This is a genomic window from Pantoea sp. OVA07A (assembly GCF_019969975.1).
GTDB classification, from domain to species: domain Bacteria; phylum Pseudomonadota; class Gammaproteobacteria; order Enterobacterales; family Enterobacteriaceae; genus Pantoea; species Pantoea agglomerans.
This window is the reverse complement of the sequence record NZ_JAHXYM010000005.1, coordinates 378,256-401,985: the sequence shown is the minus strand read 5'-3', so window position 1 is coordinate 401,985 and position 23,730 is coordinate 378,256. Positions and strand designations below refer to the sequence as shown.

Genomic DNA, 23,730 nt, shown 5'->3' with positions numbered 1-23,730 from the left:
TTATTTCAGATGTCGCGTCAGGATGGGCGGCGCGCAGGCGCCGCCCGACAGATTATTTTTTACGCGAAGGAGAGAAGATCAGGCCCAGCGGGCCGGTGTGATACCAGTGACGATTACCGCGGCTGCGGCTATCGCGACCAAACGATTGGGTCAGACGGTCAAGGATAATGGCAAGGATCACAATCCCCACGCCACCCACCGTAGCCAGCCCCATATCGAGACGGCCAATACCGCGCAGGACCATCTGACCGAGTCCGCCCACGGCGATCATCGAGGCGATCACCACCATCGACAGCGCCAGCATCAGCGTCTGATTGACGCCCGCCATAATGGTGGGCATCGCCAGCGGCAACTGCACTTTGAATAGCAGCTGACGCGGACTGGCACCAAAGGATTCGCTCGCTTCGATCAGATCGGCGGGCACCTGCTTAATGCCGAGAATAGTCAGACGCACAATCGGTGGCAGGGCGAAGATAATCGTGACCACCACGCCTGGCACGTTGCCGATACCAAACAGCATCACAATCGGCACCAGATAGACAAAGGCGGGTGTTGTCTGCATCGCATCCAGCAAGGGGCGTACGATACGCGCTGCCCGTTCACTGCGGGCCAGCCAGATCCCCAGCGGCAGGCCGATGAGAATGCAGAACATTAGTGCGGTAAGCACCAGCGCCAGCGTGACCATCGCCTGCGACCAGGCGCCAATTGCGCCAATCACGATCAGCGATACCAGCGTGGCGATGCCCATGGCGGGTGTCGCGATCTGCCAGGCGATCAGCGCAAACACCAGAATCGCTACCGGCGCGGGCATCCCCAGCAACAGCTGCTGAAAGGCGCTGAGAATATAGTCAACCGGTACCCGGATACCCTGAAACAGCGGGCGGAAATGGTTGACCACCCAGTCGATACCGGTGGTCACCCAGTGATCAAGCGGGATCCAGGTTTTGTGGAACGGATCCATGATATTGAAATGTTCCGGCGCGGGCGCGGGGGCGCTGTTGAGCCAGTCACTGCTGCTGGCTGCATCGGGTGTCGCGCTGCCATCGGGCGTGCCCCAGGCATCGGCACCGCCGCTGCTGGTGGGCGCAGCCTGACTGCTGGCGGCGTTGCCGCTATCCCACGGATTGGTGGTTTCCTGACTCATGGCTGGGCTCCTTCACGATCTAACGCGCGCAATAGCGTGCTTTTGGAAATGATACCGACATACTGATTCTCCTCGCCGACCACTGGCACCGCACAGGGCGCCTGAGCGACGTGCGAGAGCAGATCGCTCAGTGAGGTATCGGCGGGCACCGCGGCTGGCGAGTCGAGAAGGGCGCTATCGAGTCCCAGACCTGCTGCCAGCGCGGCTTTCAGCGAGTCGGTGGAGACCACGCCAAGAAACTTCTGTTTCTCCAGCACGTAACCGTAGTCGCGGTCTTCATCCTGCAGCAGCTTAATGGCGGAGCGCGGGCCGAAACCTGGCGCTTTGCGGATCAACGCTCCCGCGCTACGACGGGCGATATCTTTGGCGCTGAATACATGGCTGATATCGACGCCACGGAAAAAGGTGCGGACATAGTCATTGGCTGGGTTATTCAGGATTTCATCCGGCGTACCAACCTGTATCACTTCGCCGCCCTGCATAATGGCAATACGGTCGCCAATACGCATCGCTTCATCAAGATCGTGGGAAATAAAGACGATGGTGCGCTGATGCCTGGCTTGTAAATTAACCAGCTCATCCTGCATTTCAGTACGAATCAACGGATCCAGAGCGGAGAAGGCCTCATCCATTAATAAGATGTCGGGATTGATGGCCAGTGCGCGGGCTAATCCGACGCGCTGCCGCATCCCTCCGGAAAGTTCATCCGGGTAAGCGTGCGCATAATTCTCTAGCCCGACCTGACGTAACGCTTCCAGTGCTTTTTCCTGGCGTTCAGCCAGTGCGACTCCCGCTAATTCCATACCAAATGCCGTATTATTTAATACATTCATGTGCGGCATCAAAGCAAATGACTGGAATACCATGCTGATTTTATTTCTGCGCACGTCACGCAGTTCGCTGGCTGATATTTTGGCAATATCGACACCGTCAATAATCACCTGGCCGCGCGTCGGCTCTATCAGACGATTGAGAAGGCGAACCATGGTCGATTTTCCTGAACCGGATAACCCCATGATGACGAATATCTCGCCTTCTTCAATGGCCAGACTGGCGTTCTTTACGCCAAGGGAGAGCCCGGTCTTCTCAAGAATGACATCTTTGGTCGCACCCTTTTCAATATATTTAAACGCGCGATCCGGATTGTCGCCAAATATTTTATAGAGATTTTTTACTTCGAGCTTAATAGCCATGCAGTCATTAAATCCTGGTTGAAATATCTAATATTATCCTGTCGTTCCCGCTGAAATTTAAGCAGGCCATACCGTAGCACACTGACGTTATCTGACAACCCTGAAGTGGAATATTGACCGGCCGCGGGACATTCAGATGCCGATTATCTTCAGTGCTCACAAGGGATAAGCGTGGATTAATTTTTTGTGAAATCATTGGCGGGTTTTTGGCATTTCAGCCTATTTGCCGCGTGAAAAGCAGAAAAACAAGCGTCACCAGGGTGAAATATTACGGAAATAATGGATTCCGATGCAGGGAAATAATCACGCCTGAAACGATCATGTTCAGTGGAATAATTGGTCGAAAAAAAAGGAAATGCGGGGAGGGGCAGAATCAACAAACGGTGAAATAGTCAGGCTGTGTTGCAGTAATATTTTTTTCTTATGATTAGACGGAATGGCGCGGCTGACACGGCACTGCCAGAGAAAACCGGATGCTGACAAAACAGCACCCGGTAACCCTCAGAAATTCCAGTCTTCGTCTTCGGTTTCGACCGCTTTTCCCATCACATAGGAGGAGCCTGAACCGGAGAAGAAGTCGTGGTTTTCGTCGGCGTTGGGCGACAGAGCCGACAGAATGGCCGGATTCACCGCTGTCAGCTCCGCCGGGAACAGCGCCTCATAGCCCAGATTCATCAACGCTTTGTTGGCGTTGTAGTGCAGGAAGGTTTTCACCTCCTCTACCCAGCCAACATCGGCATAGAGCGCCTCGGTATAAGCCACTTCGTTCTCATACAGCGCCAGCAGCAGATCATAGGCGAACTGCTGCAGCTCTTCGCGGCGCAGATCGTCAGTGGCAGCCAGCGCCTGCTGATATTTGTAACCGATGTAGTAACCGTGTACCGCCTCATCGCGAATAATCAGGCGAATCAGGTCAGCGGTGTTGGTCAGCTTGCCACGGCTCGACCAGTACATCGGCAGCCAGAAGCCGGAATAGAACAAAAACGACTCCAGGAAAACGCTGGCGATCTTCTTCTTCAGCGGATCATCGGCCTGGTAGTGTTCCAGAATGATGCGCGCCTTGTTCTGCAGCGGCGCATTCTCTTCACTCCACTGATAAGCGGCATCCACATCCTGGGTGTTACACAGCGTTGAGAAGATCGAACTGTAGGAGCGGGCATGCACCGCTTCCATAAAGCTGATATTCGACAGCACCGCCTCTTCGTGCGGGGTAATGGCATCTTTCATCAGCCCCGGCGCGCCGATCACGTTCTGGATAGTGTCGAGCAGCGTCAGGCCGGTGAACACCCGGATGGTCAGCTGCTGCTGCTGTTTATCCAGCGTCTGCCAGCCGGGCAGATCGTTGGAGAGCGGCACTTTCTCGGGCAGCCAGAAGTTGCTGGTGAGACGATTCCACACCTCAAGATCTTTGTCGTCCTGAATGCGGTTCCAGTTAATTGCCTGAATCTGTTTTAGTTTCATCGTTTTCATCACAGGGAGCATGAGACGCAACCCTGAACCTCCGTGCCCTGAAGCGCCATCTGGCGCAGTCGAATGTAATAGAGCGTTTTGATGCCTTTTTTCCACGCGTAAATCTGCGCTTTGTTGATGTCACGGGTCGAGACGTCATCGCGGAAGAACAGCGTCAGCGACAGGCCCTGATCGACATGCTGCGTCGCTTCTGCGTAGGTATCAATAATCGCTTCCGGCCCAATCTGATACGCATCCTGATAGAGATGGAGATTCTCATTGGTCATAAAGGGCGCGGGATAGTAGACGCGGCCGGTTTTGCCCTCTTTGCGGATCTCGATAGGGGAGACAATCGGATGGATGCTGGAGGTGGCATGGTTGATGTAGGAGATTGAACCGGTTGGCGGGATCGCCTGCAGGTTCTGATTAAACAGCCCGTGCTGCATCACCGCGTCGCGCAGCGCCTGCCAGTCCGCCTGTGTCGGCAGGGGCAGTCCGGCGTCGGCAAACAGCGTCGCTACCCGTTCCGTGCGCGGCAACCATTCGCGCTGCAGATACTTATTGAAGTAGGCGCCGCTGGCGTACTGCGATTCCGCAAAGCCGTCGAAGGTCTGCTGACGCTCCTGTGCCAGCTGATTAGAGGTGCGCAGCGCATAATAGGTGATGCAGTAGAAGTAGAGATTGGTGAAATCCAGCGCTTCCGGTGAACCATAGGCGATGCCTTCCCGCGCCAGATAGCCGTGCAGGTTCATCTGACCCAGGCCAATGGCGTGCGAACGGCGATTGCCTTCGGCGACCGAGGGCACCGAGCCAATTTCGCTCATCATCGACACCGAGGTCAGGGCGCGGATCGCCACATCCACGGTACGCGCCAGATCGCGTGAATCCATGGCGTGCGCAATGTTCAGTGAGCCGAGATTACAGGAGATATCTTTGCCGATCCGGCGATAGCTGAGATCGTCATTGTACTCGCTGGCACTGTTCACCTGCAGGATCTCAGAGCAGAGGTTACTCATGTTAATGCGACCGGCAATCGGGTTACTGCGGTTCACGCTGTCCTCATACATGATGTAGGGATAGCCCGACTCAAACTGAATCTCAGCCAGCGTCTGGAAAAAGTCGCGTGGCTGAATATAGGTTTTACGGATGCGGTCGTCGGCCAGCATCTCGTCATATTTCTCGCTGATGCTGATATCGCCAAAGGCCTGACCGTAGATCCGTTCAACGTCGTAAGGTGAGAACAGCGCCATCGGTTTGTTCTCTTTTGCCAGCTGGAAGGTGATATCGGGGATCACTACGCCCAGCGACAGGGTTTTGATGCGGATCTTCTCATCGGCATTTTCGCGCTTGGTATCAAGGAAGCGGAAAATATCGGGATGGTGCGCATTGAGCCACACCGCGCCAGCGCCCTGACGCGCGCCGAGCTGATTCGCATAAGAGAAGGCATCCTCCAGCATTTTCATCACCGGGATAACGCCCGACGACTGATTTTCAATACGTTTGATTGGCGCACCGGACTCACGCAGGTTCGACAGCAAAAAGGCGACGCCGCCGCCGCGCTTTGAGAGCTGTAGTGCCGAATTCACGGCGCGACCAATTGACTCCATATTGTCTTCGATGCGCAGCAGGAAGCAGGAGACCAGCTCACCGCGTTGCTGTTTGCCGCAATTCAGGAAGGTTGGTGTAGCGGGCTGGAAACGGCCGCTGAGGATCTCCTCCAGCAGGGCCCGCGCAAGCTTTTCATCGCCCTGAGCCAGCGTCAGCGCCACCATGCAGGCGCGCTGTTCGAAGGTTTCCAGATAGCGTTTGCCGTCGAAGGTCTTCAGGGTGTAGCTGGTGTAGTACTTCCAGGCACCGAGAAAGGTTTTGAACTCAAAGCCCCAATTTTCCGCCACCTCATGCAGCGCAAGCAGGAACGAAAAATCGTACTGGTTCAGTACTTCCGCTTCGTAATAGCTCTCTGCCACCAGATAGCGTAAACGCTCAGCGCAGCTATTGAAGGGGACGGTATTGGGTTGCACATGCTGCAGATAAAACTGACGTGTCGCTTCGCGATCCTTGTCGAACTGGATGCGGCCCTCGGCGTCGTAGAGATTGAGCATGGCATTAAGGGCGTGATAATCGAGCGTCACGCCGTTGAGGGTGTCTGTTGTTGCCAAAATTGGGTTACTCCCGCTTTAACTTTCGCGATATCGTCAGGCGTTCCCATCAGCTCGAAGCGGTAGAGGCAGGGAACCTGACATTTATTTGCAATGATGCTGCCCGCCAGGCAGTAACCGGCACCGAAGTTACGGTTGCCCGCTGCGATCACGCCACGAATACCGCGTCGGTTCGCCTCATCATTAAGAAACTGAATCACCTGACCGGGCACCGCACCACGACTGCTGCCACCGCCATAGCTGGGCACCACCAGAATATAGGGCTGGTCGATATGCAGTTGTTGCCGGGCATCAAGCGGGATGCGCCGGGCGGGCAAACCGAGGCGCGTCACAAACCGGTGGGTGTTTTCCGACTGGCTGGAAAAATAGACCAGCGGGAACATGTGTTTATCCTCCGACAGCAGAAAGCGTGCGCAGCGTGGCGATTTTGTCCGGGCGGAAACCGCTCCAGTGATCGTTATCTGCCATCACGACGGGTACCTGGCGGTAACCCAGTGATTTCAGGTTGTCGATCGCCTCGGGCTGGCTGTCGAGATTGATAAGCTGATAGGCGAGACCATGACGGTCCATCGCATTTTTGGTTGCCGTGCACTGGACACAGTTATCTTTAGTGTAAATAATAATGCGCATGATTCGTATTTCCCTCTATATGCGGTTCTGATGCCCGAAAACAAAGCAGACGCGGCAGGTTGCGGGCTTCATTGTGACGAACATCTGGTGTCGTGCTGATGAGATAAATACTAGATGTAGTGGTTTTCTGGGTCAAGCCCACCAGATATAGGGTTTTATGATTTGCATTTGCGCAACAGCGGCAAAGCCAGCAGGGATGCGCCCTGCAGCCTGGAAAAATCTTTTGTAAATGTCATCGGCCAGAAAAAGGGCATAAAAAAGCCCCGCACAGGGCAGGGCTCAGGAGATTTTTTAGAGTTGAGCTTAGCGGCGTGAAGCCAGCAGCACACCCACTACGATACCGAAAGCGGCACCGATACCAACACCGTGCCATGGCTTGTCATGGACATAGGTGTCAACCTGTGCACTGGCATCACGGGCAACCTGTGAGACACGGTTGCTGCCGCCGTTCAGTCTGGAGCGGGTCTGTTTCAGCAGCTTTTCTGCCTGACTGCGTGCAGAATCCACTTCGTCTTTGGCGTCACTGCCGTAAGATTTCAGCAGCGCTTCCAGTGAATCGGCCAGTTCGTTAACATCCTGATTAATATCAATGTCATCGTTTTTTACAGTGCGATTAAACATTTTTTAGCTCCCTTTGATTTAAAAACGTAATACTAGTGTAGACGACCTTGAGATAAACGAGACGCGGGAGTGTTCTTTAGGGAAAATTCCGAATGCCCACTCTGTCATGCTGTTGTAAGGTTGCGAAGCTTTTGAAAGAGGAGAGGATCGAGCATGTATTTACGACCAGATGAGGTAGCGCGCGTACTGGAAAAAGCGGGTTTCGAAGTCGATGAAATTACCCCACGGGCCTATGGTTATCGCCGTGGAGAGAACTATGTTTATGTGAATCGCGAAGCGCGCATGGGGCGCATGGCACTCGTCATTCACCCGACACTGAAAGAGAAGAGCCAGCCGTTCGCTGAACCTGCTTCAGAAATGAAGACCTGCGATCACTACACCCAATTCCCTCTCTACCTGGCGGGTGATTCACAGGAACACTACGGCATCCCGCACGGATTTAGTTCCCGCATGGCGCTGGAACGTTATATTCAGAGCGTTTTCGGCTAACGCATCAGGCCCCGCCGCGACGGGGCACTGAACTGCCTTTACCTCCTCCCTGTTTCCCTGCCGTTGCAATTACCGGCTGTGACGCGTATAAAACTGTCCATTATAGATGTTTAGACGTCCATACGGATAAAAGTGATGAGCGAACAGCCAACTCCCTCGCAGGAACAATTTAAACGCACCATGAAAGTGCGCCATCTGGTGATGTTATCGCTGGGCGGCGTAATCGGCACCGGCCTGTTTTTTAATACCGGCTACATCATTTCCACCACCGGGGCGGCGGGGACGCTGCTCGCCTATCTGATTGGCGCGCTGGTGGTCTGGCTGGTGATGGTCTGTCTGGGCGAACTCTCGGTGGCGATGCCGGAAACTGGCGCGTTCCACGTCTATGCCGCACGCTATCTCAGCCCGGCTACCGGCTACACCGTGGCCTGGCTCTACTGGCTCACCTGGACCGTCGCCCTCGGCTCCAGCCTGACGGCGGCGGGCTTCTGTATGCAGTACTGGTTCCCGCAGATCCCGGTATGGATCTGGTGCCTGGTCTTCTGCTGCGCCATCTATCTGCTGAACGTTATCTCAACCCGCTTCTTCGCCGAAGGGGAGTTCTGGTTCTCGCTGATTAAGGTGGTAACGATCGTCGCCTTTATCGTGCTCGGGGGTGCGGCGATGTTTGGGTTTATCCCGATGAAGGATGGCACGCCCGCACCGGGCCTGAGCAATCTGACGGCGCACGGCTGGCTGCCCAACGGCGTACTGCCGATTCTGATGACCATGGTGGCAGTCAACTTCGCTTTTTCCGGCACCGAGCTGATCGGTATTGCGGCCGGTGAAACCCAGCAGCCGGAGAAAGTGCTGCCGCTGGCGATCCGTACTACCGTGGCCCGGCTGATTATCTTCTTCATCGGCACGGTATTTGTGCTGGCGGCGCTGATTCCTATGGATCAGGCGGGTATCGTGAAAAGCCCGTTCGTGCTGGTCTTCGAAAAGATCGGCATCCCGTGGGCGGCTGATATTATTAACTTTGTGATCCTGACCGCTATCCTGTCTGCGGCCAACTCCGGACTCTATGCCTCCGGGCGGATGCTCTGGTCGCTGGCCAATGAAAATACGCTGCCGCGCGCCTTTGCCCGGGTGAACAAGCGCGGCGTGCCGATGCTGGCGATCACCGTCAGCATGGTGGGTAGTTTGCTGGCGCTGGTCTCCAGCGTGGTCGCGCCAGACACGGTGTTTGTGGCGCTGTCGGCCATCTCCGGCTTTGCGGTGGTAGCCGTCTGGCTCAGCATCTGCGCTTCGCATTTTGTTTTCCGTCGTCGTCATCTTCAGCAGGGCAAATCGCTGGCCGAGCTGGCCTACCGTGCGCCGCTCTATCCGCTGACGCCGGTGCTGGGTTTCCTGCTCTGCCTGCTGGCCTGTGTCGGTCTGGCATTCGATCCGACTCAGCGTATCGCGCTGTGGTGTGGCATCCCGTTTGTGCTGTTCTGCTATGCCGCTTACCATCTGACCCACAAATCATCCCCGAAGCCTGAGGAGGCCAATGATGTCGTATAACCCTGTCGCGCAGGCTTTAGCGGAGTCGCCACTGCTGATTCTGGATGGTGCCCTGGCCACCGAGCTGGAAGCCCGCGGCTGTCATCTGGCCGATGCGTTATGGTCAGCTAAGGTGCTGATGGAAAATCCTGAGCTGATCTATCAGGTGCACTACGACTATTTTGTCGCTGGCGCGCGCTGTGCCATTACCGCCAGCTACCAGGCGACGCCGCAGGGCTTTGCCACACGTGGCCTTGATGAGGCGGAGTCACTGGCGTTGATCGCGCAGAGCGTGGAGCTGGCGCGGCGCGCCCGTCACGATTATCTGGCGGTCCGGCCCGACGCGAAAACGCTGCTGGTAGCGGGATCGGTCGGTCCCTATGGCGCTTTTCTGGCGGATGGTTCGGAATATCGCGGCGACTATGCGTTGCCGGAAGCGGAGATGATGGCGTTTCACCGCCCACGCGTGCAGGCGCTGCTGGCGGCGGGTGCCGATCTGCTGGCCTGCGAAACCCTGCCTTCGTTTGCCGAAGCGCAGGCGCTGGTGAAGCTGCTGGCTGAATTTCCTGAAGGCCGCGCCTGGTTCTCGTTTACCCTGCGTGACGCCGGACACATCAGCGACGGCACGCCGCTGTCAGACGTCGTGAGCTGGCTGAATCAGCAGCCACAGGTGGTAGCGGTGGGAATCAACTGTGTGGCACTTGAGAGCGTGACGCCTGCGCTGCAGCAGTTGCAGAAGCTGACCGACAAGCCGCTGGTGGTCTATCCCAACTCTGGCGAGCAGTATGATGCCAGCAGCAAAACCTGGCACTCAGCGCCATCAGGCTGCACGCTGCATGACAAGCTGGCAGAGTGGCAGCAGGCGGGCGCGAAGCTGATTGGCGGCTGCTGTCGCACCTCACCCAACGACATCGCGGCTATCGCCCGCGCTTGTCAACCGCAATAAGCTGGCTGAATCGGGCGATGATAGCCCGATTGAGGCGGAGAGGGCGGTCTACACTCTGATCACTGATCACTCTGTGGACCCCTTCATGAAACAGCGAATTCTGGCCCTGGCCGCCGCGCTGCTGCTTAGCGGCTGTGCCACCATTGTCGGCAATGAAACCCAACTGGTGCGCATCGACTCCTTGCCGCAGGGCGCGCGCTTTACCGTGCAGGATGAGCGTGGCTATGCGGTTGCGCAGGGTTTCACGCCGCAGACCGTTGAACTGGAAAAATCTACCGGCCGCTACTTCGGCAAAAAGCACTACCTGCTGATGCTGGAAAGTCCGGGCTACGTGCCGGTCACGGTGCCTATCGAGGCACGCGCTAACCTGTGGTATCTGCTGGGCAATATCCCACTGGGTGGATTCCCCGGCTGGCTGCTGGTCGATCCCTTCTATGGCGGCATGTACGACCTTAAGCCTGAACACCCGCGTCCCTTTATGAACCCGGTTGGCGCGCGCGGCTGATTACTGCGCGGTCGGCTTCACCATTCCGCCTGGCGTTTTATGGCGTTCCAGATACTGATGCTGGAAAATGCACATGCGGATGGTGTTGCGGTACTCCCCGTTGATGAAAAACTCATGTTTAAGCACGCCTTCGATCTCGAAGCCGAGCTTGGTGTAGATGTGGATCGCTTTTTCATTCTCCTGATCGACAATCAGGTAGAGCTTGTAGAGATTCAGCACCGAGAAGCCGTAATCCATCGCCAGCTTCGCCGCCTGGGTTGCCAGTCCTTTGCCCTGATGCGCCGGATCGATAATGATCTGAAACTCGGCGCGCCGGTGCACATGGTTGATTTCCACCAGTTCCACTAATCCCGCTTTCTGCCCGTTGTGCTCGACCACAAAGCGACGTTCGGTCTGATCGTGAATGTGCTTGTTGTAGAGATCGGACAGCTCCACAAACGCCTCATACGGCTCCTCAAACCAGTAACGCATCACGCTGGCGTTGTTATCCAGCTGATGGACAAAGTGCAGATCTTCCCGCTCCAGCGGACGTAGTTTTACCGTCATTGCCTTTTCCTCTCATGAAATAATGGTCGCGAGTATACCGCATCAGCCAGCCGCTGCGTTTTGCGCTGTCGCATTCGCGTGCCTGCTTCAGCCTGTAAAGGTTTACAGCGTCGCGTGGCAATCTAATGACTCAGAGGAAGAGAACAGCGCGCCGTTCTGGCAATGGAGAGGATGACGCTAATGGCGGAAGAAGGGGATGTTACAGAAAGGCGCGGCGGATGCAGCAGCGCCGGACGGCAGGTGAACACCGTCCGGCCTGATTTCAGGCAGAGATCTGTTCGATGATGCGACCCTGCGACATGTGCACGGCGCGATCGCACATGTGATCGATCACGTCGGGATCGTGGCTCACCAGCACCATGGTCAGGCCATCCTGCTGTTTCAGATCGTTGAGCAGATTGAGGATCTCCGCCTGCACTGACATATCCAGCGCCGACGTCGGCTCATCCAGCAGCAGGATCTTCGGCTGCAGCAGCAGGGCGCGCACGATGGCGACGCGCTGACGCTGACCGCCGGAGAGCTGATGCGGATAGCGATCCGCCATAGCGGGATCGAGTCCGACGTGACGGAAGCCCTGATCGATACGATCGTTGATATTGTCGCGTTTCAGCAGCTTCAGCGGCTCCGCCAGCGTGCGACGCAGCCGGTGACGCGGATGCAGCGAGGCATAGGGATCCTGAAACACCATCTGCACTTCCTGACGCAGCGCGCCGGTGAAAGCTTTACCCGGCTGAACTTCGTGACCGGCAAGCTGCATCTGACCCTGCCAGTGTGGGTTCAGACCTGCCAGCACCCACAGCAGCGACGACTTGCCGCAGCCTGACGGACCCACCAGACCAAAACACTCGCCAGCGTTAACCTCCAGGTTAACCTCATGCACCACGGTGCGCAGCTCGTAACCCTGTTTGTGGGCGACGCTTAGATCCTGCAGCTTAATCATAATTTGCCTCCAGCGCAGCGCGGTCCAGCACCGGTAAAGTCTGTCCGTGGGTCGCTTTGCCCGGACGGCAGGCCCACAGCGTGCGGGTGTAGGGATGGGTAGCGTGCGGCAGATCGGCGGCGGGCAGCGTATCCAGCAACCGGCCTTTATACATCACCATCACCCGCTCGCAATGTTCTGAAACCTGCTGCAAATCATGGCTGATCAGCAGCAGGCCCATGTTGCGCGCCTCCACCAGACCGCGGATCAGCGCCAGCACCTGATCGCGCATGGCATGATCCAGCGCGGAGGTCGGTTCATCGGCGATCAGGAAGTCCGGATCGGTAATCAGGGCGATCGCCAGCATCACGCGCTGGCCCATGCCGCCAGAGAGCTGATGCGGATACTGCTGCATCAGACGACGCGGATCGGGCAGGCCGACCGCATCCAGCATTTCACACACTTTCTCTTTGCGCTCGGCACGGCTCAGGCGGCGATGTAGGATCAGCGGCTCTTCCACCTGCCAGCCAATGGTGCGCGTCGGGTTAAGCGCATACTTCGGGTCCTGCATCACCATCGCCACGCGGTTACCGCGCAGCTGGTTCCAGTGACGCTCGCTCAGCGTCAGCGCATTTTCACCGGCCACCTGGAGCTGGCTGGCCTGCAGATGCAGCGCGGGCGAGAGTAAGCCCATCAGGCTGCGGGCGGTCAGTGACTTGCCGGAACCGGACTCACCGACCAGCGCCACGCGCTCGCGACCCACGGAAAAACGGATGTTATCGACCAGCAGCGCATCGTCGCTGCGAATGGTCAGCCCCTCGGCATGGAGCAGTTTATTTTGCATGTCGGGTATCCAGTCGGTCGCGCAGGCCATCGCCTGTCAGGTTAAAGGCCAGGCTGGCAAACAGAATCGCCGCGCCCGGTGCAGCAGCAACCCACCACTGATCAAAAATGACTTTACTGCCTTCGGCCACCATCGAACCCCATTCCGCCGTCGGCGGCTGAACGCCCATACCGAGGAAACCGAGTCCGGCCGCAGCCAGGATAATCCCGCCCAGGCTCAGGGCGGCGCGGACTACCGCCGTCGGCATGCAGAGCGGCAGGATATGACCGAACATCAGGCGAAAGCCCGTAATCCCCTGCATCCGCGCGGCAGCAAGGTAGTCGCTGCGGCGCAGTGCCAGGGTTTCAGCGCGTGCCTGACGGGCAAACGGCGGCCAGCTGGTCAGCGCCAGCGCCAGCGCGCCGTTCATCAGGCCAGGGCCGAGAATCGCCACCAGCGCCAGCGCGATTACCAGGTTGGGCAGTGACAGAAAGATATCGGTAATGCGCATCAGCAGGCGTTCGGTCCAGCCGCCCACGTAACCGGCGGTGATGCCGATCAGCAGCCCGGCCGGAATAGTCAGCACCAGAATCAGCGACACCAGCAGCAGGGTCGGACGCGCACCGTAAATCACGCGCGACAGCAGATCGCGGCCAAAGCCGTCGGTGCCGAACCAGTGCTGTGCTGACGGCGCCAGCAGACGGCTCGACATGGTCTGCACGTTCGGATCGAACGGCGCAATCAGCGGCGCCAGCAGTGCCATCAGGATAAGAATCGCCACCAGCGTCAGCCCAACGGTTAACGAGGTAACGCGTTGACGGCGACGGCGTGGTCGCAGCGTTTCGATTTCAGAGAGTTGTTGCGTCATCGGGTTCTCGGATCGGTTAACCAGGTTAAAACATCCGCCAGGGTGTTAATCAGGATAAAGCAGCTGCCGATTAACAGGGTTGAGCCCAGAATCGCCGGCACATCGCCGGAGAACAGCGCATTGGTCATATAGCGACCCACACCTGGCCAGGCGAAGACGGTTTCAGTCAGCACCGAGCCTTCCAACAGCGTAGCGTAGGAGAGGGCGATCACCGTGACCAGCGTGCCCAGCACGTTGGGGAAGATATGGCGCAGCAGGATGCGCACCCGACCCGCGCCTTTAGCACGCGCCAGCACCACATACTCTTTGCTGCTCTCTTCCAGCAGCGCAGCACGCAGCAGGCGGGTAATGCCCGCCATCGCCAGCAGGCCGAGGATCACCACCGGCAGCCAGAGGTGCGCAATTGCATTGCGGAACATCTCCGGTTCACCCGACAGCCAGCTGTCGATCAGCACAAAGCCGGTCTTCGGCTCCAGGGTGTAGACCCAGATATCATCCAGCCGTCCCGGTCCGGCGGACCAGTGCAGCACCGCATAAAAGAGCAGCAGGCCCAGCAGGCCGAGCCAGAACACCGGCACCGAGTAGCCCAGCAGCGAGACAAAGCGGGCGAGATTATCGATCCAGCTGCCCGGTTTCCAGGCGGCCAGCAGCGCCAGCGTCACGCCGAACACCACCGCGAAGATCATCGCACAGGTCGCCAGCTCGATGGTGGCGGGGAAGGTGGTCATCAGGTCGCCGCTCACCGACTGATTGGTGAGACGGGAGACACCCAGATCGCCCTGCGCCAGATGTTCGACGTAGCGCCAGAACTGCATCAGCACCGGCTGGTCGAGACCCAGGTCATGACGCACCTGCTCATAGGTCGCTTCACTGGCGTGATCGCCGGCGATCTGCTGCACCGGATCGATCGGCGAGAGATGCGACAGCATAAAGGTAAAGGCGAGCAGGCCAAGCAGCGTAACCAGCAGCGACAGTACGCTACCGATCAGGCGCCCGCCACGCTGCCAAAAAAGCCGGGCGAACCCGGCTGAAGGAACAGACTGTGCCATTACTTAGTGACCTGCGAGTAATACACCATGTCAGGGTTAATGCCCTGCACATAGCCTTTCAGGTTGTCGCGCAGGGCGATGAGGTTCTTCGCCTGCATCCCAATCACATACGGTGAGTTCTTCATCACTTCACGCTGCATCGCTTCATACAATGCCACGCGTTTCTTCGGATCGCTTTCAGCCGTCGCCGCAATCACCTGCTTGTTCAGCTCAGGAATGTGCCAGTCTGAACGGAAGGCGATGGTTTTGCTGCCATCTTCCGGGTTGTAAGCAAACGAGGCGGCATTGGTGTTGGGATCGAAATAGTCGGAGCCCCAGGCGTTCAGCGTCGCTTCATATTTATGCGCTTTCACGTTGGTCGATACTTCGGAGCTCAGACCCGGCACCACTTCCACTTTCACGCCCGCTTTGGCGAAGCTGCCCTGCAGCGCCTGTGCGATATCCAGATAAGGCGGCTGGTTGCTGGTGGAGAGCTTGAAGGTGACGTTGTTCAGGCCCGCTTTCTTCAGAATCGCTTTGGCTTTTTCCGGATCGTAGCTGTATGGCGTGTCGTTGATCGCGCCCAGGAAGCCCTTAGGCAGGAAGCTCTGATGCACGTCGAACTGGCCTTTCAGCAGCTCACTGGCGATGCCTTTGTAATCCCACAGGTAGCGTGCCGCTTCCCAGAAGGCCGGGTTCTTCATCGTTTCGTTCGCGCCGATGTTGAACTGGATGTAGTAGAGCGACGCCATTGGAATCGCTTCCGTCTTCACGCCCGGTTTGCCGTTCAGCGCAGCAATCTGATCGGCACCCAGGTTACGGGCGATATCGGCATCACCCTGTTCCAGCAGCAGACGACGCGCAGCCGGTTCAGGCACGTTCTTGATCAGAATGTTCTTCATTTTTGGCGCGCCCGCTGGTGAAGTCGGGTTAGCGCTGAGCAGCACCACCTGATGCATCACCACTTTGCGGATCTGATACGGGCCGCTGCCCGCCGAGTGGGTGGCCAGCCAGGCGTTACCGAAATCGCCGTTCTTCTGGTTCGCCATCGCGGTTTTTTCATCAATGATCGATGAAACCGGGGCAGAGAGCAGGCTCAGGACGTAGGTCGGGCTGACGTTGGCGGTCCAGCTGATCTGCACATGATTGTCGTCGACTTTCTTCAGGAAGCCATCGACGTTATCTTTGGTCCAGCCGAGCTGCGTCAGGATGAAAGAGGGATCGAGGTTCAGTTTCACCACGCGGCCCAGCGAGAAGATCACATCTTCCGGACGCAGCGGGTTGCCGGTAGAGAATTTCGCATCTTTACGCAGTTCAAAGGTCAGGCTGCGGTTGTCGCTGCCGGGCTGCCACGAGGTGGCCAGTGTAGGTTTCAGGTCCACCGGATTCTGCGGGTCAGACTGCACCAGGCGCTGATAGATGTTCGTAAAGGCCTGAACGCTGGTCAGCTCAAACCCTTTGGCCGGGTCGAAGCTGTCGGCGTCGTCAGTTGATTGTGCAATCACCAGCGTATCTTTTGGTGTTGCGGCCTGGGCTGTGAAGGCGGCAGCCAGCGTCAGCGCCAGCAGTGATGGAATTATAGTTTTCATGAAATTTCCTTGCCTCTAAAAAGTTACGCGAGTTTACGAAAGGGCCGATGCGAAGAATAGTCGAATATGGGCTAATCATATGCCAAAAGGTTATAAGCATTACCTGGAGGTTATAAGAAGATCGCCACGCTGTTACCGAAGCGGCAACCTGAGCAGAAACAAATCCTCAACGAAACCGTTATTCAATACGTTATTGCTTTACCGAAGCCTGCCTCTCTTTATAATGGCGGCAGATAACTTCAGGAGAATTCAGTTGGACAGTCACCCGAGATTAACCTTTATTCTGGCAAGCTGAGTTTCCTCTGCTGCTTGCCAACCGGCGAGCAGCGATCCCCGCTTTAATTAACGATCGCGCTCCTTATTTTTAATCCTGTCATCACCAGGAGTGCGCGTTATGCTGCTGTTTATATTCGCTCTTTTTCCTCCGCCCCGTCTGGCGTAGCCCAGGCTGCGCCCAATCGCTGATATCAGACTTTTAAAACGCCGCGTATAAACGGCGTCAGGTAACCCTGCGCGCGTCATTATTTAGCGCGCCGGCGGAATAACCTGACTGTTTCTGAAAGTCACCCCATTAAATAACCCGGCCACGCCAGGTTTTATCCATGCACGTTATTTCCCGTGCAGGACAACTATTGCTTTAAATCAGGGAGATGTCGAAATGAGCGACATGAAACTGGAACAGGTTGCGATCACTTCATCCGGCAACCGTAATGATAAAAAAAGTAAAAAAATGTTTGCTGTGGCGCAGCAGGCAGAACAGCACATTGATATGACGCTGGCGAACCTGCGCAGTCAGCGTCAGGGCCTGACCCAGGCTGAGGCGGCGAAACGACTGGCTTTGTATGGCCGTAATGAAGTGGCGCATGAGAAAGCGCCACCCGCGCTGATTCAGCTACTGATGGCGTTTAATAACCCGTTTATCTACGTATTACTGGTCCTGGCGCTGGTGAGCCTGTTTACCGACTATATTCTGCCGCTGCGTGCCGGTCAGGAGACCGATCTCTCCGGCGTCATCATCATCTTCACCATGGTGATGCTGAGCGGGCTGCTGCGCTTCTGGCAGGAGTTTCGCACTAACCGTGCGGCGCAGGCTCTGAAGTCACTGGTGCGTAGCCAGGTCACCGTGTTGCGCCGTGAGCCAGGCAGCGAAACCGCGCAGCGTCAGGATGTGGATATGAGCGAACTGGTGCCAGGCGATATCATTCTGCTCAGCACCGGCGATCAGGTGCCTGCCGATGTCCGTCTGCTGAGTTCACGTAATCTGTTTATCAGTGAAGCAGTACTGACCGGCGAGTCGCTGCCGGTTGAGAAACAGAGCTGCGATGCGGGTATCGATGCCGGAGGTCAGACCGCTCAGGAGCGGCTGGCATCACCGAATATCTGCCTGATGGGCACCAGCGTGGCCAGCGGCACAGCCAGCGCAGTCGTGGTAGCGACGGGCGGCGAAACCTGGTTCGGCTCCCTGGCCTCATCGCTGACCGGAAGCCGTCCGCAGACCGCCTTTGACCGCGGGGTGAACAGCGTCAGCAAGCTGCTGATCCGCTTTATGCTGGTGATGGTTCCGGTGGTGCTGCTGATTAACGGCTTCACCAAAGGCGACTGGATGGATGCCACGCTGTTTGCACTGGCCGTCGCGGTCGGGCTGACCCCGGAAATGCTGCCGATGATTGTCAGCGCCAACCTGGCTAAGGGCGCGATTGCGATGTCACGTCGCAAAGTAATCGTTAAAAAGCTCAACGCCATTCAGAACCTCGGCGCGATGGATGTGCTCTGCACCGATAAAACCGGCACGCTGACCCAGGACACCATCCTGCTGGCGCATCATCTGGATGCGCGGGGCAACGAAGATGCACAGGTGCTGCTGCTGGCATGGCTCAACAGCGGCAGCCAGAGTGGCGCGAAAAACCTGATGGATCGCGCCTTACTCTGCGCGGGCGACAAGGTCATTTCACAGTCTCAGCGCAGCCAGTTCCAGCTGATCGATGAGCTGCCGTTTGATTTTACCCGCCGTCGGGTGTCGGTGCTGGTGGAAGATCTGACTCAGCATCGTTCACAACTGATCTGTAAAGGCGCAGTGGAAGAGATGCTGGCCGTCAGCATTGCCGTGCGGCAGGGCGACACGGTGGTCGCACTGGATGCAGAACAGCGCGCGGCGCTGCTGGCGCAGACCGAACACTATCATCAGCAGGGCTATCGCGTGCTGCTGGTGGCAACCCGTGATGGCGAGCTGCACGCGCCGCTCAGCGACAGTGATGAGCGCGATCTGATTATCCAGGGAATGCTGACCTTCCGCGATCCACCTAAAGCCAGCGCGGGCAAAGCGATTAAAGCCCTGCGTGACAGCGGTGTGACGGTGAAAGTGCTGACCGGTGACAATCCGCTGGTGACGCTGCGGGTCTGTGCCGATGTCGGGCTGACCGATCCGGCGATGCTGACCGGCGATCAGATTGAGGCGATGAACGATGATGAGCTGGCGCAGGAAGCAGAACGCTGCACCCTGTTTGCTCAGCTGACGCCGCTGCAAAAATCCCGTCTGGTGCGGCTGATGCAGCAGAACGGTCACACCGTCGGGTTCCTGGGCGATGGCATTAATGACGCGCCTGCGCTGCGGGCGGCTGACACCGGGATTTCCGTGGACAGCGCGGCAGATGTGGCGAAAGCCTCATCGGATATCATCCTGCTGGAGAAAGATTTACAGGTGCTGAATGAGGGTGTACTCAAAGGACGCGAGACCTTTGGCAACATCATCAAGTATCTCAACATGACCGCCAGCTCCAACTTCGGCAACGTTTTCTCGCTGCTGGTGGCCAGTGCCTTTATTCCGTTTCTGCCGATGCTGTCGATTCATCTGCTGATTCAGAACCTGATGTATGACGTTTCCCAGCTGGCGCTGCCGTGGGACAAGGTTGACCGTGAGTTTCTGAATAAGCCGCGTAAATGGGATGCCGGCAACATCAAACGCTTCATGCTGTGGATGGGCCCGACCTCGTCAATTTTTGACGTCACCACCTTTGCGCTGATGTGGTTTGTTTTCGGCGCTAACCATGCAGGCGTGCAGTCGCTGTTCCAGTCCGGCTGGTTTATTGAGGGGCTGCTGTCACAGACGCTGGTAGTGCATATGCTGCGTACCCGGAAGATTCCGTTTATTCAGAGCCGCGCCACCTTACCGGTGATGCTGACTACGCTGGCGGTGATGGCGCTGGGCATCCTGATCCCGTTCTCCCCGCTGGGTGCGATGGTCGGTCTGGTGCCACTGCCATGGCAATATTTCCCGTGGCTGGTGCTTACGCTGTTCAGCTACTGCCTGGTGGCGCAGGGCATGAAGCGTTTCTATATCCGTCGCTTTGGTCAGTGGTTCTAGGGAGGGGAAGATGAAAAAAAGCAGGCTCGATACGGTATTTGTCGGCGTGATGATCATCGGCTTAACTCTGATTGCGCTGACGGTCATCGTGCGGTGATGACGTTGTGATAGTGCGGTAATTGAGAGGCAGCGAGGCGACTCGCTGCCTTTTTTATTGAGGCAGTTACTCTTCGTCGCGCTCACGGCTGGCGCGCTGGCGCTCGTAATATTCATCTTCTGCCGTGATGATCTCATCCATCAGAGAATCCATATCGACTACGCGCTCCTCTTCCACAAACTTCCCGGTAAGCGGTGTTTCCGGGGTGAGTTTACCATCTTCATAGAGCAGCCAGATCTCTTTGGCGTAGCGCGTCTTCAACAGCTGCGGAGCGAACTGACCGTAGTAGGAGGTGATGTTGTCCACGTCACGTTCGAACATCGACTCGGCATGGTTATTGGCCGCCGCATCGACCGCCTGTGGCAGGTCGATAATCACCGGGCCCTGGTCATCCAGCAGTACGTTGAACTCGGATAAGTCACCGTGAACGATACCGGCACAGAGCATACGGACGATGTTGCGGATCATGGTGTGGAAATCCGTCACCGCCTGCTCTTCAGACAGAGAGACATCGCTGAGCCGTGGCGCGACCGAGCCATTGGCATCGGTCACCAGTTCCATCAGTAACACACCGTCGATGCAGAGATAAGGCTGCGGCACGCGAACACCGGCGTTCGCCAGGCGGAACAGGGCATCTACTTCGGCGGTCTGCCAGGACTCTTCCTGCTGCTTACGGCCGAACTTTGTGCCTTTCTGCATGGCGCGGGCGTTACGGCTGTTACGGGTTTTACGGCCTTCCTGATACTGCACGGCCTGCTTGAAGCTACGCTGGGTCGCTTCTTTATAGACTTTGGCGCACTGCACCTTGCCGCCGCATAGCACGGTATAGACGTCTGCTTCTTTGCCGCTTTTCAGCCGCTGCAGGACATCGTCAATCAGGCCGTCATCGACCAGGGGCTGGATTCTGTTTGGGATTTTCATGCGGCTTTATACCTTATTTCACCCGCTTTTCGTATCACTTTGCGATGATGGAAAACATTGGCAATGACTGAACAAAGTTTCTAATTCTACCCTGGAAAGTCGCTTTGTGGGGATGAACCTTGATGAGCTGCGCTTTTGACCTTTGTTTTATCATAAACAATGGATTAGAGGGGAGTGCAGTGCGGTTTTATCCGCCAGAGGAGCGCTTTGTCATGTATCAGCCCTGTGGGCGGGGATTTCGTGTCAGAGAAATGTGCCTGAATAGCAGGCTGGCAGGAGGCTGAAGGCCGAAATCCTGCCAACAGGATTTCGGCCCGCCTGCGGGATTACTTCAGGCCTTTAAGCACTTTAACCGTGCTTTCAATGTCGATCTCGTCTTCAGAGAAGATCAGTGTCGTACCCTGGAAGGTGGTGACCGCCAGCTTTTTCAGCGAGCGCATCTCATTGGCGTTCGGGTCAGTTTTCGGCCGGATATTATTCAGCAACAGGCCCACTGACAACACCGCGTTCTCTTTATCGACACCGGCATCAACCGGGACTTCTTCGTTGTAGACCAGATAAGACTTAATCGAGGTGATCTTGAGCCGCTCGCCTGCGATATAGATGTATTTGCTTGTCGGCGCGACCTTCACCGCATAGGCGGATAAGCCCTTGTTGTTGGTGGTGGGTTCAAACGTCACCGCCGCATCTTTCTTGATCAGATCAGGATTGGCGACCTTAATCACATGAAAATAGCGGTTATCACCGTTTTCATCTTTGATAAAGCCAAAACCTTTATCTTCAAACCAGGTTGTGATCGTTCCGTTCATCGCCATTTTTGCCTGCTTAATCTACTCAGTTTTTTACAGCGCGCAGTGTAAAACACAATGCCTGCGCAGACTATATAAGTCTGGATGATAATTTTCAGGTGCGCCAGAGGGTGAGCGGCGGAAGGGGGCTTTGTGGCAGATGAAAGCGTGTGTGATGGAGTGTGTGTAGCGGCAGATAAAAACGAAGATGGGTCGGTAGGGCAGGGAACGGACATCAGCCACGTGATACACGTGGCTGTCAGCACTGCGCGTTGTTACGGGGATACCGGCGCTGTGTCGAATCAGGTTGTTGAGTCAGGCAGATTACCGGCAAACTGCGCAAAGCTCGTCTGCCGGTGAGCGTCTGTTACTCGTTGCCCCAGCGGTTCAGGAACTCGGCAATTTCATCAATACGCTGCTCATCGATACCCGCTTCACGCGCCATATCCTGCTGCGACTCTTCACTGATCTCTTCGTTGTTCATCAGACGGGTGATCAGCAGCTGGAAGTAATGCGCCAGTGGGGTACGTTCAGCTTCGCTCACTGGCTTAGCGGACTCCGTCGCATACTCATCTGCGACATCATAGTATTTGAGAGAGATTTCGTTATTCATAGGGTGTCCGCAGAGTTGAGTTTAGGTTTAAGCGTTGGCAGGGCGTTGTGGCCCGGCGTAGAGGGGTATTATTTCGTGTTTGGGTTGGGGCTGTAAAGGGGGAGTGGGGAGGGCGGAAGGAGGTATAGTAATGACGTTGCAGAAAATGTTGATAGACATGCCTGAAGCGCATTCGCACGGAAGGCCGCAGGGCTGCACAGACACAAAAAGCCCGCAGTACGTTTATCTCGCGGGCTTTGAGGAGTTCGATGAAGTTCTGGTAACCCTCCATCGAACACCAATGCTCGTTTATAAGGGATTGCCATGGTCACTATGCTTGTTGATGCTTTCAAGTATTCGCAGAAGCAACCCTTTACCATCTTCCGGTGCAAAGGCGTTAATATACCTGTCTCTGAACTCTGATTTAATCATTTCATCATCATATGTCAGAAGGTTCATCACTTCTTTTTTTAGATCTTCACGATCCTGGAGTGTTAATTCAGCTGTGTAAATATCAATAGCTTCATCAATGGTGTCAGCACCTGTAATAAAGTCAAAGTCCTGATTTAATGTCCCTTCAATCAGAATATCTATATTAGTAGTGAGTAGCATAATTTACACCTCCGGGAATGCAGTCAGAATATAGTAAGGCTTGCCGTTGTACAATTCATATTTAAGAACAACTTTGACTTTCGTTGCCGGAGTCAGTTTTTGACTACCCCTGAACAGGGAGTAACCAATGGCTTTCCCGGTGTCATATTTGATATTTAAATTATGTCCTGGTCTGCTTGCCGCCCAAATCTTTATCCACTCTTTATTTACTTTTATGGCATCGGATACTGACTTTTCGGCCAGATCTATATTGGTGAAAGAGCTAATGGCATTTGGCGGGCGAGCCATATTTTCTGTGCTTTTTAACCGGGCTGCTAATTCATGCTGTGTTTTACCAATATGCTTTAAAATTGCATGGCCTCCGGGCGTGTGACCAGTTACTGATTCATGTTGAATAAGTTTGATGCGTCCTGTCCGAATGGCTGCAACTCTAACTGCTCCAGCCCCCAGAGAAAGAGTAACAGGTACAGCAACATCGAAGGTCAAACCTACCTTCCAGGCAGTATCTTCATCAGCACCAAACTGTTTCGCCATCTCAATGGCGGCGCGATATGTTGCACTACGAACATTCTTGCCGCTCAGAACCTGATTTGCTGCGGTATTAATACTGTCCATGCTGTGCGTGCCAACAACGATGCAGGCCGCCTTTGTTAAGCCTGTAGGCTCGGGTGCCATACAAAGCGCAGTTGCCCCGGCAAGCTCCAGCGTACCCATTATCAGCCCCAGCCCGCCCATAAGACGGTTAGACATTGTTTCAGATTCGGTAACTGAGTTATCAGAAAGTGCAGCAGCCAGCTGGACAGGAGACAATACTATTTTTAACCCATCATCCATGATTCAACTCCATCTGTGTGAACGACATCCTTTTGAAATCAGGCAGGTAGGTGCTTTGATCAGACCTACCTTAAATAAACACTGTTTCTTTA

The 23,730-nt window shown here is 56.0% G+C and carries 24 protein-coding genes; 6 read left to right on the top strand and 18 right to left on the bottom strand.

The window, feature by feature from the left end:
- Nucleotides 1-52 precede the first annotated feature (52 nt).
- The 7 genes from proW to LC417_RS17660 all read right to left on the bottom strand — a co-directional run bounded on the left by proW (nt 53) and on the right by LC417_RS17660 (nt 7,196).
- Complete coding sequence (proW, locus tag LC417_RS17690) at nt 53-1,144, bottom strand: glycine betaine/L-proline ABC transporter permease ProW (protein ID WP_182504423.1); 1,092 nt, start codon at nt 1,142-1,144, stop codon at nt 53-55.
- Complete coding sequence (gene proV / locus LC417_RS17685; protein ID WP_010672155.1) at nt 1,141-2,337, bottom strand: glycine betaine/L-proline ABC transporter ATP-binding protein ProV; 1,197 nt, start codon at nt 2,335-2,337, stop codon at nt 1,141-1,143. The genes proW and proV overlap by 4 nt, the downstream gene beginning before the upstream one ends.
- A 501-nt stretch (nt 2,338-2,838) precedes the next feature.
- Nucleotides 2,839-3,798: a class 1b ribonucleoside-diphosphate reductase subunit beta gene (gene nrdF / locus LC417_RS17680; protein ID WP_223566198.1), complete on the bottom strand. Its 960-nt coding sequence runs from the start codon at nt 3,796-3,798 to the stop codon at nt 2,839-2,841.
- A gap of 8 nt (nt 3,799-3,806) precedes the next feature.
- Nucleotides 3,807-5,945: a class 1b ribonucleoside-diphosphate reductase subunit alpha gene (nrdE, locus tag LC417_RS17675; RefSeq protein WP_223566197.1), complete on the bottom strand. Its 2,139-nt coding sequence runs from the start codon at nt 5,943-5,945 to the stop codon at nt 3,807-3,809.
- A complete protein-coding gene (gene nrdI / locus LC417_RS17670) occupies nt 5,915-6,328 on the bottom strand; it encodes a class Ib ribonucleoside-diphosphate reductase assembly flavoprotein NrdI (protein ID WP_010257771.1) in 414 nt (137 codons plus the stop codon). The genes nrdE and nrdI overlap by 31 nt, the downstream gene beginning before the upstream one ends.
- 4 nt (nt 6,329-6,332) lie before the next feature.
- Complete coding sequence (locus tag LC417_RS17665) at nt 6,333-6,575, bottom strand: redoxin NrdH (RefSeq protein ID WP_223566196.1); 243 nt, start codon at nt 6,573-6,575, stop codon at nt 6,333-6,335.
- A 303-nt stretch (nt 6,576-6,878) separates the two neighbouring features.
- Nucleotides 6,879-7,196, bottom strand: a complete 318-nt coding sequence (locus LC417_RS17660) for a DUF883 family protein (protein WP_010257764.1) — start codon at nt 7,194-7,196, stop codon at nt 6,879-6,881.
- Nucleotides 7,197-7,349: 153 nt separating this feature from the next.
- Here LC417_RS17660 and LC417_RS17655 point away from each other — a divergent pair, with 153 nt between their 5' ends.
- From LC417_RS17655 to LC417_RS17640, 4 genes are all read left to right on the top strand, one after another.
- Nucleotides 7,350-7,685 (top strand): DUF2002 family protein, encoded by a 336-nt coding sequence (locus LC417_RS17655; RefSeq protein WP_003850360.1) that lies wholly within the window; start codon nt 7,350-7,352, stop codon nt 7,683-7,685.
- 135 nt (nt 7,686-7,820) lie between these two features.
- On the top strand, nt 7,821-9,230 hold the full coding sequence (gene mmuP / locus LC417_RS17650) for an S-methylmethionine permease (protein WP_223566195.1): 1,410 nt from the start codon (nt 7,821-7,823) through the stop codon (nt 9,228-9,230).
- Nucleotides 9,220-10,155, top strand: coding sequence for a homocysteine S-methyltransferase (gene mmuM / locus LC417_RS17645; RefSeq protein ID WP_050679751.1), 936 nt, complete (start codon nt 9,220-9,222; stop codon nt 10,153-10,155). The genes mmuP and mmuM overlap by 11 nt, the downstream gene beginning before the upstream one ends.
- A gap of 85 nt (nt 10,156-10,240) precedes the next feature.
- Complete coding sequence (locus LC417_RS17640) at nt 10,241-10,660, top strand: hypothetical protein (protein ID WP_010257757.1); 420 nt, start codon at nt 10,241-10,243, stop codon at nt 10,658-10,660.
- Here the strand turns inward: LC417_RS17640 and speG are convergent, their stop codons facing one another.
- From speG to LC417_RS17610, 6 genes are all read right to left on the bottom strand, one after another.
- Nucleotides 10,661-11,206 carry a spermidine N1-acetyltransferase gene (gene speG, locus LC417_RS17635; RefSeq protein ID WP_060680779.1) on the bottom strand — a complete coding sequence of 182 codons (546 nt, stop codon included), beginning with the start codon at nt 11,204-11,206 and terminating at the stop codon, nt 10,661-10,663.
- A 262-nt stretch (nt 11,207-11,468) separates the two neighbouring features.
- Nucleotides 11,469-12,146 carry an ABC transporter ATP-binding protein gene (locus LC417_RS17630; protein WP_154210726.1) on the bottom strand — a complete coding sequence of 226 codons (678 nt, stop codon included), beginning with the start codon at nt 12,144-12,146 and terminating at the stop codon, nt 11,469-11,471.
- Nucleotides 12,139-12,969: an ABC transporter ATP-binding protein gene (locus LC417_RS17625; RefSeq protein WP_223566194.1), complete on the bottom strand. Its 831-nt coding sequence runs from the start codon at nt 12,967-12,969 to the stop codon at nt 12,139-12,141. Before LC417_RS17625 ends, LC417_RS17630 begins: the two co-directional genes overlap by 8 nt.
- A complete protein-coding gene (locus LC417_RS17620; protein ID WP_158131427.1) occupies nt 12,959-13,816 on the bottom strand; it encodes an ABC transporter permease in 858 nt (285 codons plus the stop codon). Before LC417_RS17620 ends, LC417_RS17625 begins: the two co-directional genes overlap by 11 nt.
- On the bottom strand, nt 13,813-14,865 hold the full coding sequence (locus LC417_RS17615; protein WP_010257745.1) for an ABC transporter permease: 1,053 nt from the start codon (nt 14,863-14,865) through the stop codon (nt 13,813-13,815). Before LC417_RS17615 ends, LC417_RS17620 begins: the two co-directional genes overlap by 4 nt.
- On the bottom strand, nt 14,865-16,433 hold the full coding sequence (locus tag LC417_RS17610; protein WP_022624076.1) for an ABC transporter substrate-binding protein: 1,569 nt from the start codon (nt 16,431-16,433) through the stop codon (nt 14,865-14,867). Before LC417_RS17610 ends, LC417_RS17615 begins: the two co-directional genes overlap by 1 nt.
- Nucleotides 16,434-17,091: 658 nt before the next feature.
- Between LC417_RS17610 and mgtA the strand changes: the two genes are divergently transcribed.
- Together mgtA and mgtU are read left to right on the top strand one after the other, a co-directional pair.
- Complete coding sequence (gene mgtA / locus LC417_RS17605) at nt 17,092-19,794, top strand: magnesium-translocating P-type ATPase (RefSeq protein WP_223566193.1); 2,703 nt, start codon at nt 17,092-17,094, stop codon at nt 19,792-19,794.
- A gap of 10 nt (nt 19,795-19,804) precedes the next feature.
- Nucleotides 19,805-19,891, top strand: a complete 87-nt coding sequence (gene mgtU, locus LC417_RS22610; RefSeq protein WP_354439566.1) for a magnesium transporter protection protein MgtU — start codon at nt 19,805-19,807, stop codon at nt 19,889-19,891.
- Between the two features lie 66 nt (nt 19,892-19,957).
- Here mgtU and LC417_RS17600 read toward each other — a convergent pair whose 3' ends face one another.
- From LC417_RS17600 to LC417_RS17580, 5 genes are all read right to left on the bottom strand, one after another.
- The gene (locus tag LC417_RS17600; protein ID WP_010257738.1) at nt 19,958-20,812 is read right to left on the bottom strand and encodes a PA4780 family RIO1-like protein kinase; all 855 of its coding nucleotides are present in this window, start codon (nt 20,810-20,812) and stop codon (nt 19,958-19,960) included.
- Nucleotides 20,813-21,138: 326 nt separating this feature from the next.
- On the bottom strand, nt 21,139-21,627 hold the full coding sequence (locus tag LC417_RS17595) for a cold-shock protein (protein ID WP_010257735.1): 489 nt from the start codon (nt 21,625-21,627) through the stop codon (nt 21,139-21,141).
- A 340-nt stretch (nt 21,628-21,967) separates the two neighbouring features.
- Nucleotides 21,968-22,213, bottom strand: a complete 246-nt coding sequence (locus LC417_RS17590) for a YmjA family protein (protein ID WP_010672163.1) — start codon at nt 22,211-22,213, stop codon at nt 21,968-21,970.
- Between the two features lie 288 nt (nt 22,214-22,501).
- Nucleotides 22,502-22,804 carry a contact-dependent growth inhibition system immunity protein gene (locus tag LC417_RS17585; RefSeq protein ID WP_033758672.1) on the bottom strand — a complete coding sequence of 101 codons (303 nt, stop codon included), beginning with the start codon at nt 22,802-22,804 and terminating at the stop codon, nt 22,502-22,504.
- Between the two features lie 3 nt (nt 22,805-22,807).
- Nucleotides 22,808-23,638, bottom strand: coding sequence for an RNase A-like domain-containing protein (locus tag LC417_RS17580; RefSeq protein WP_223566192.1), 831 nt, complete (start codon nt 23,636-23,638; stop codon nt 22,808-22,810).
- Nucleotides 23,639-23,730 lie beyond the last annotated feature (92 nt).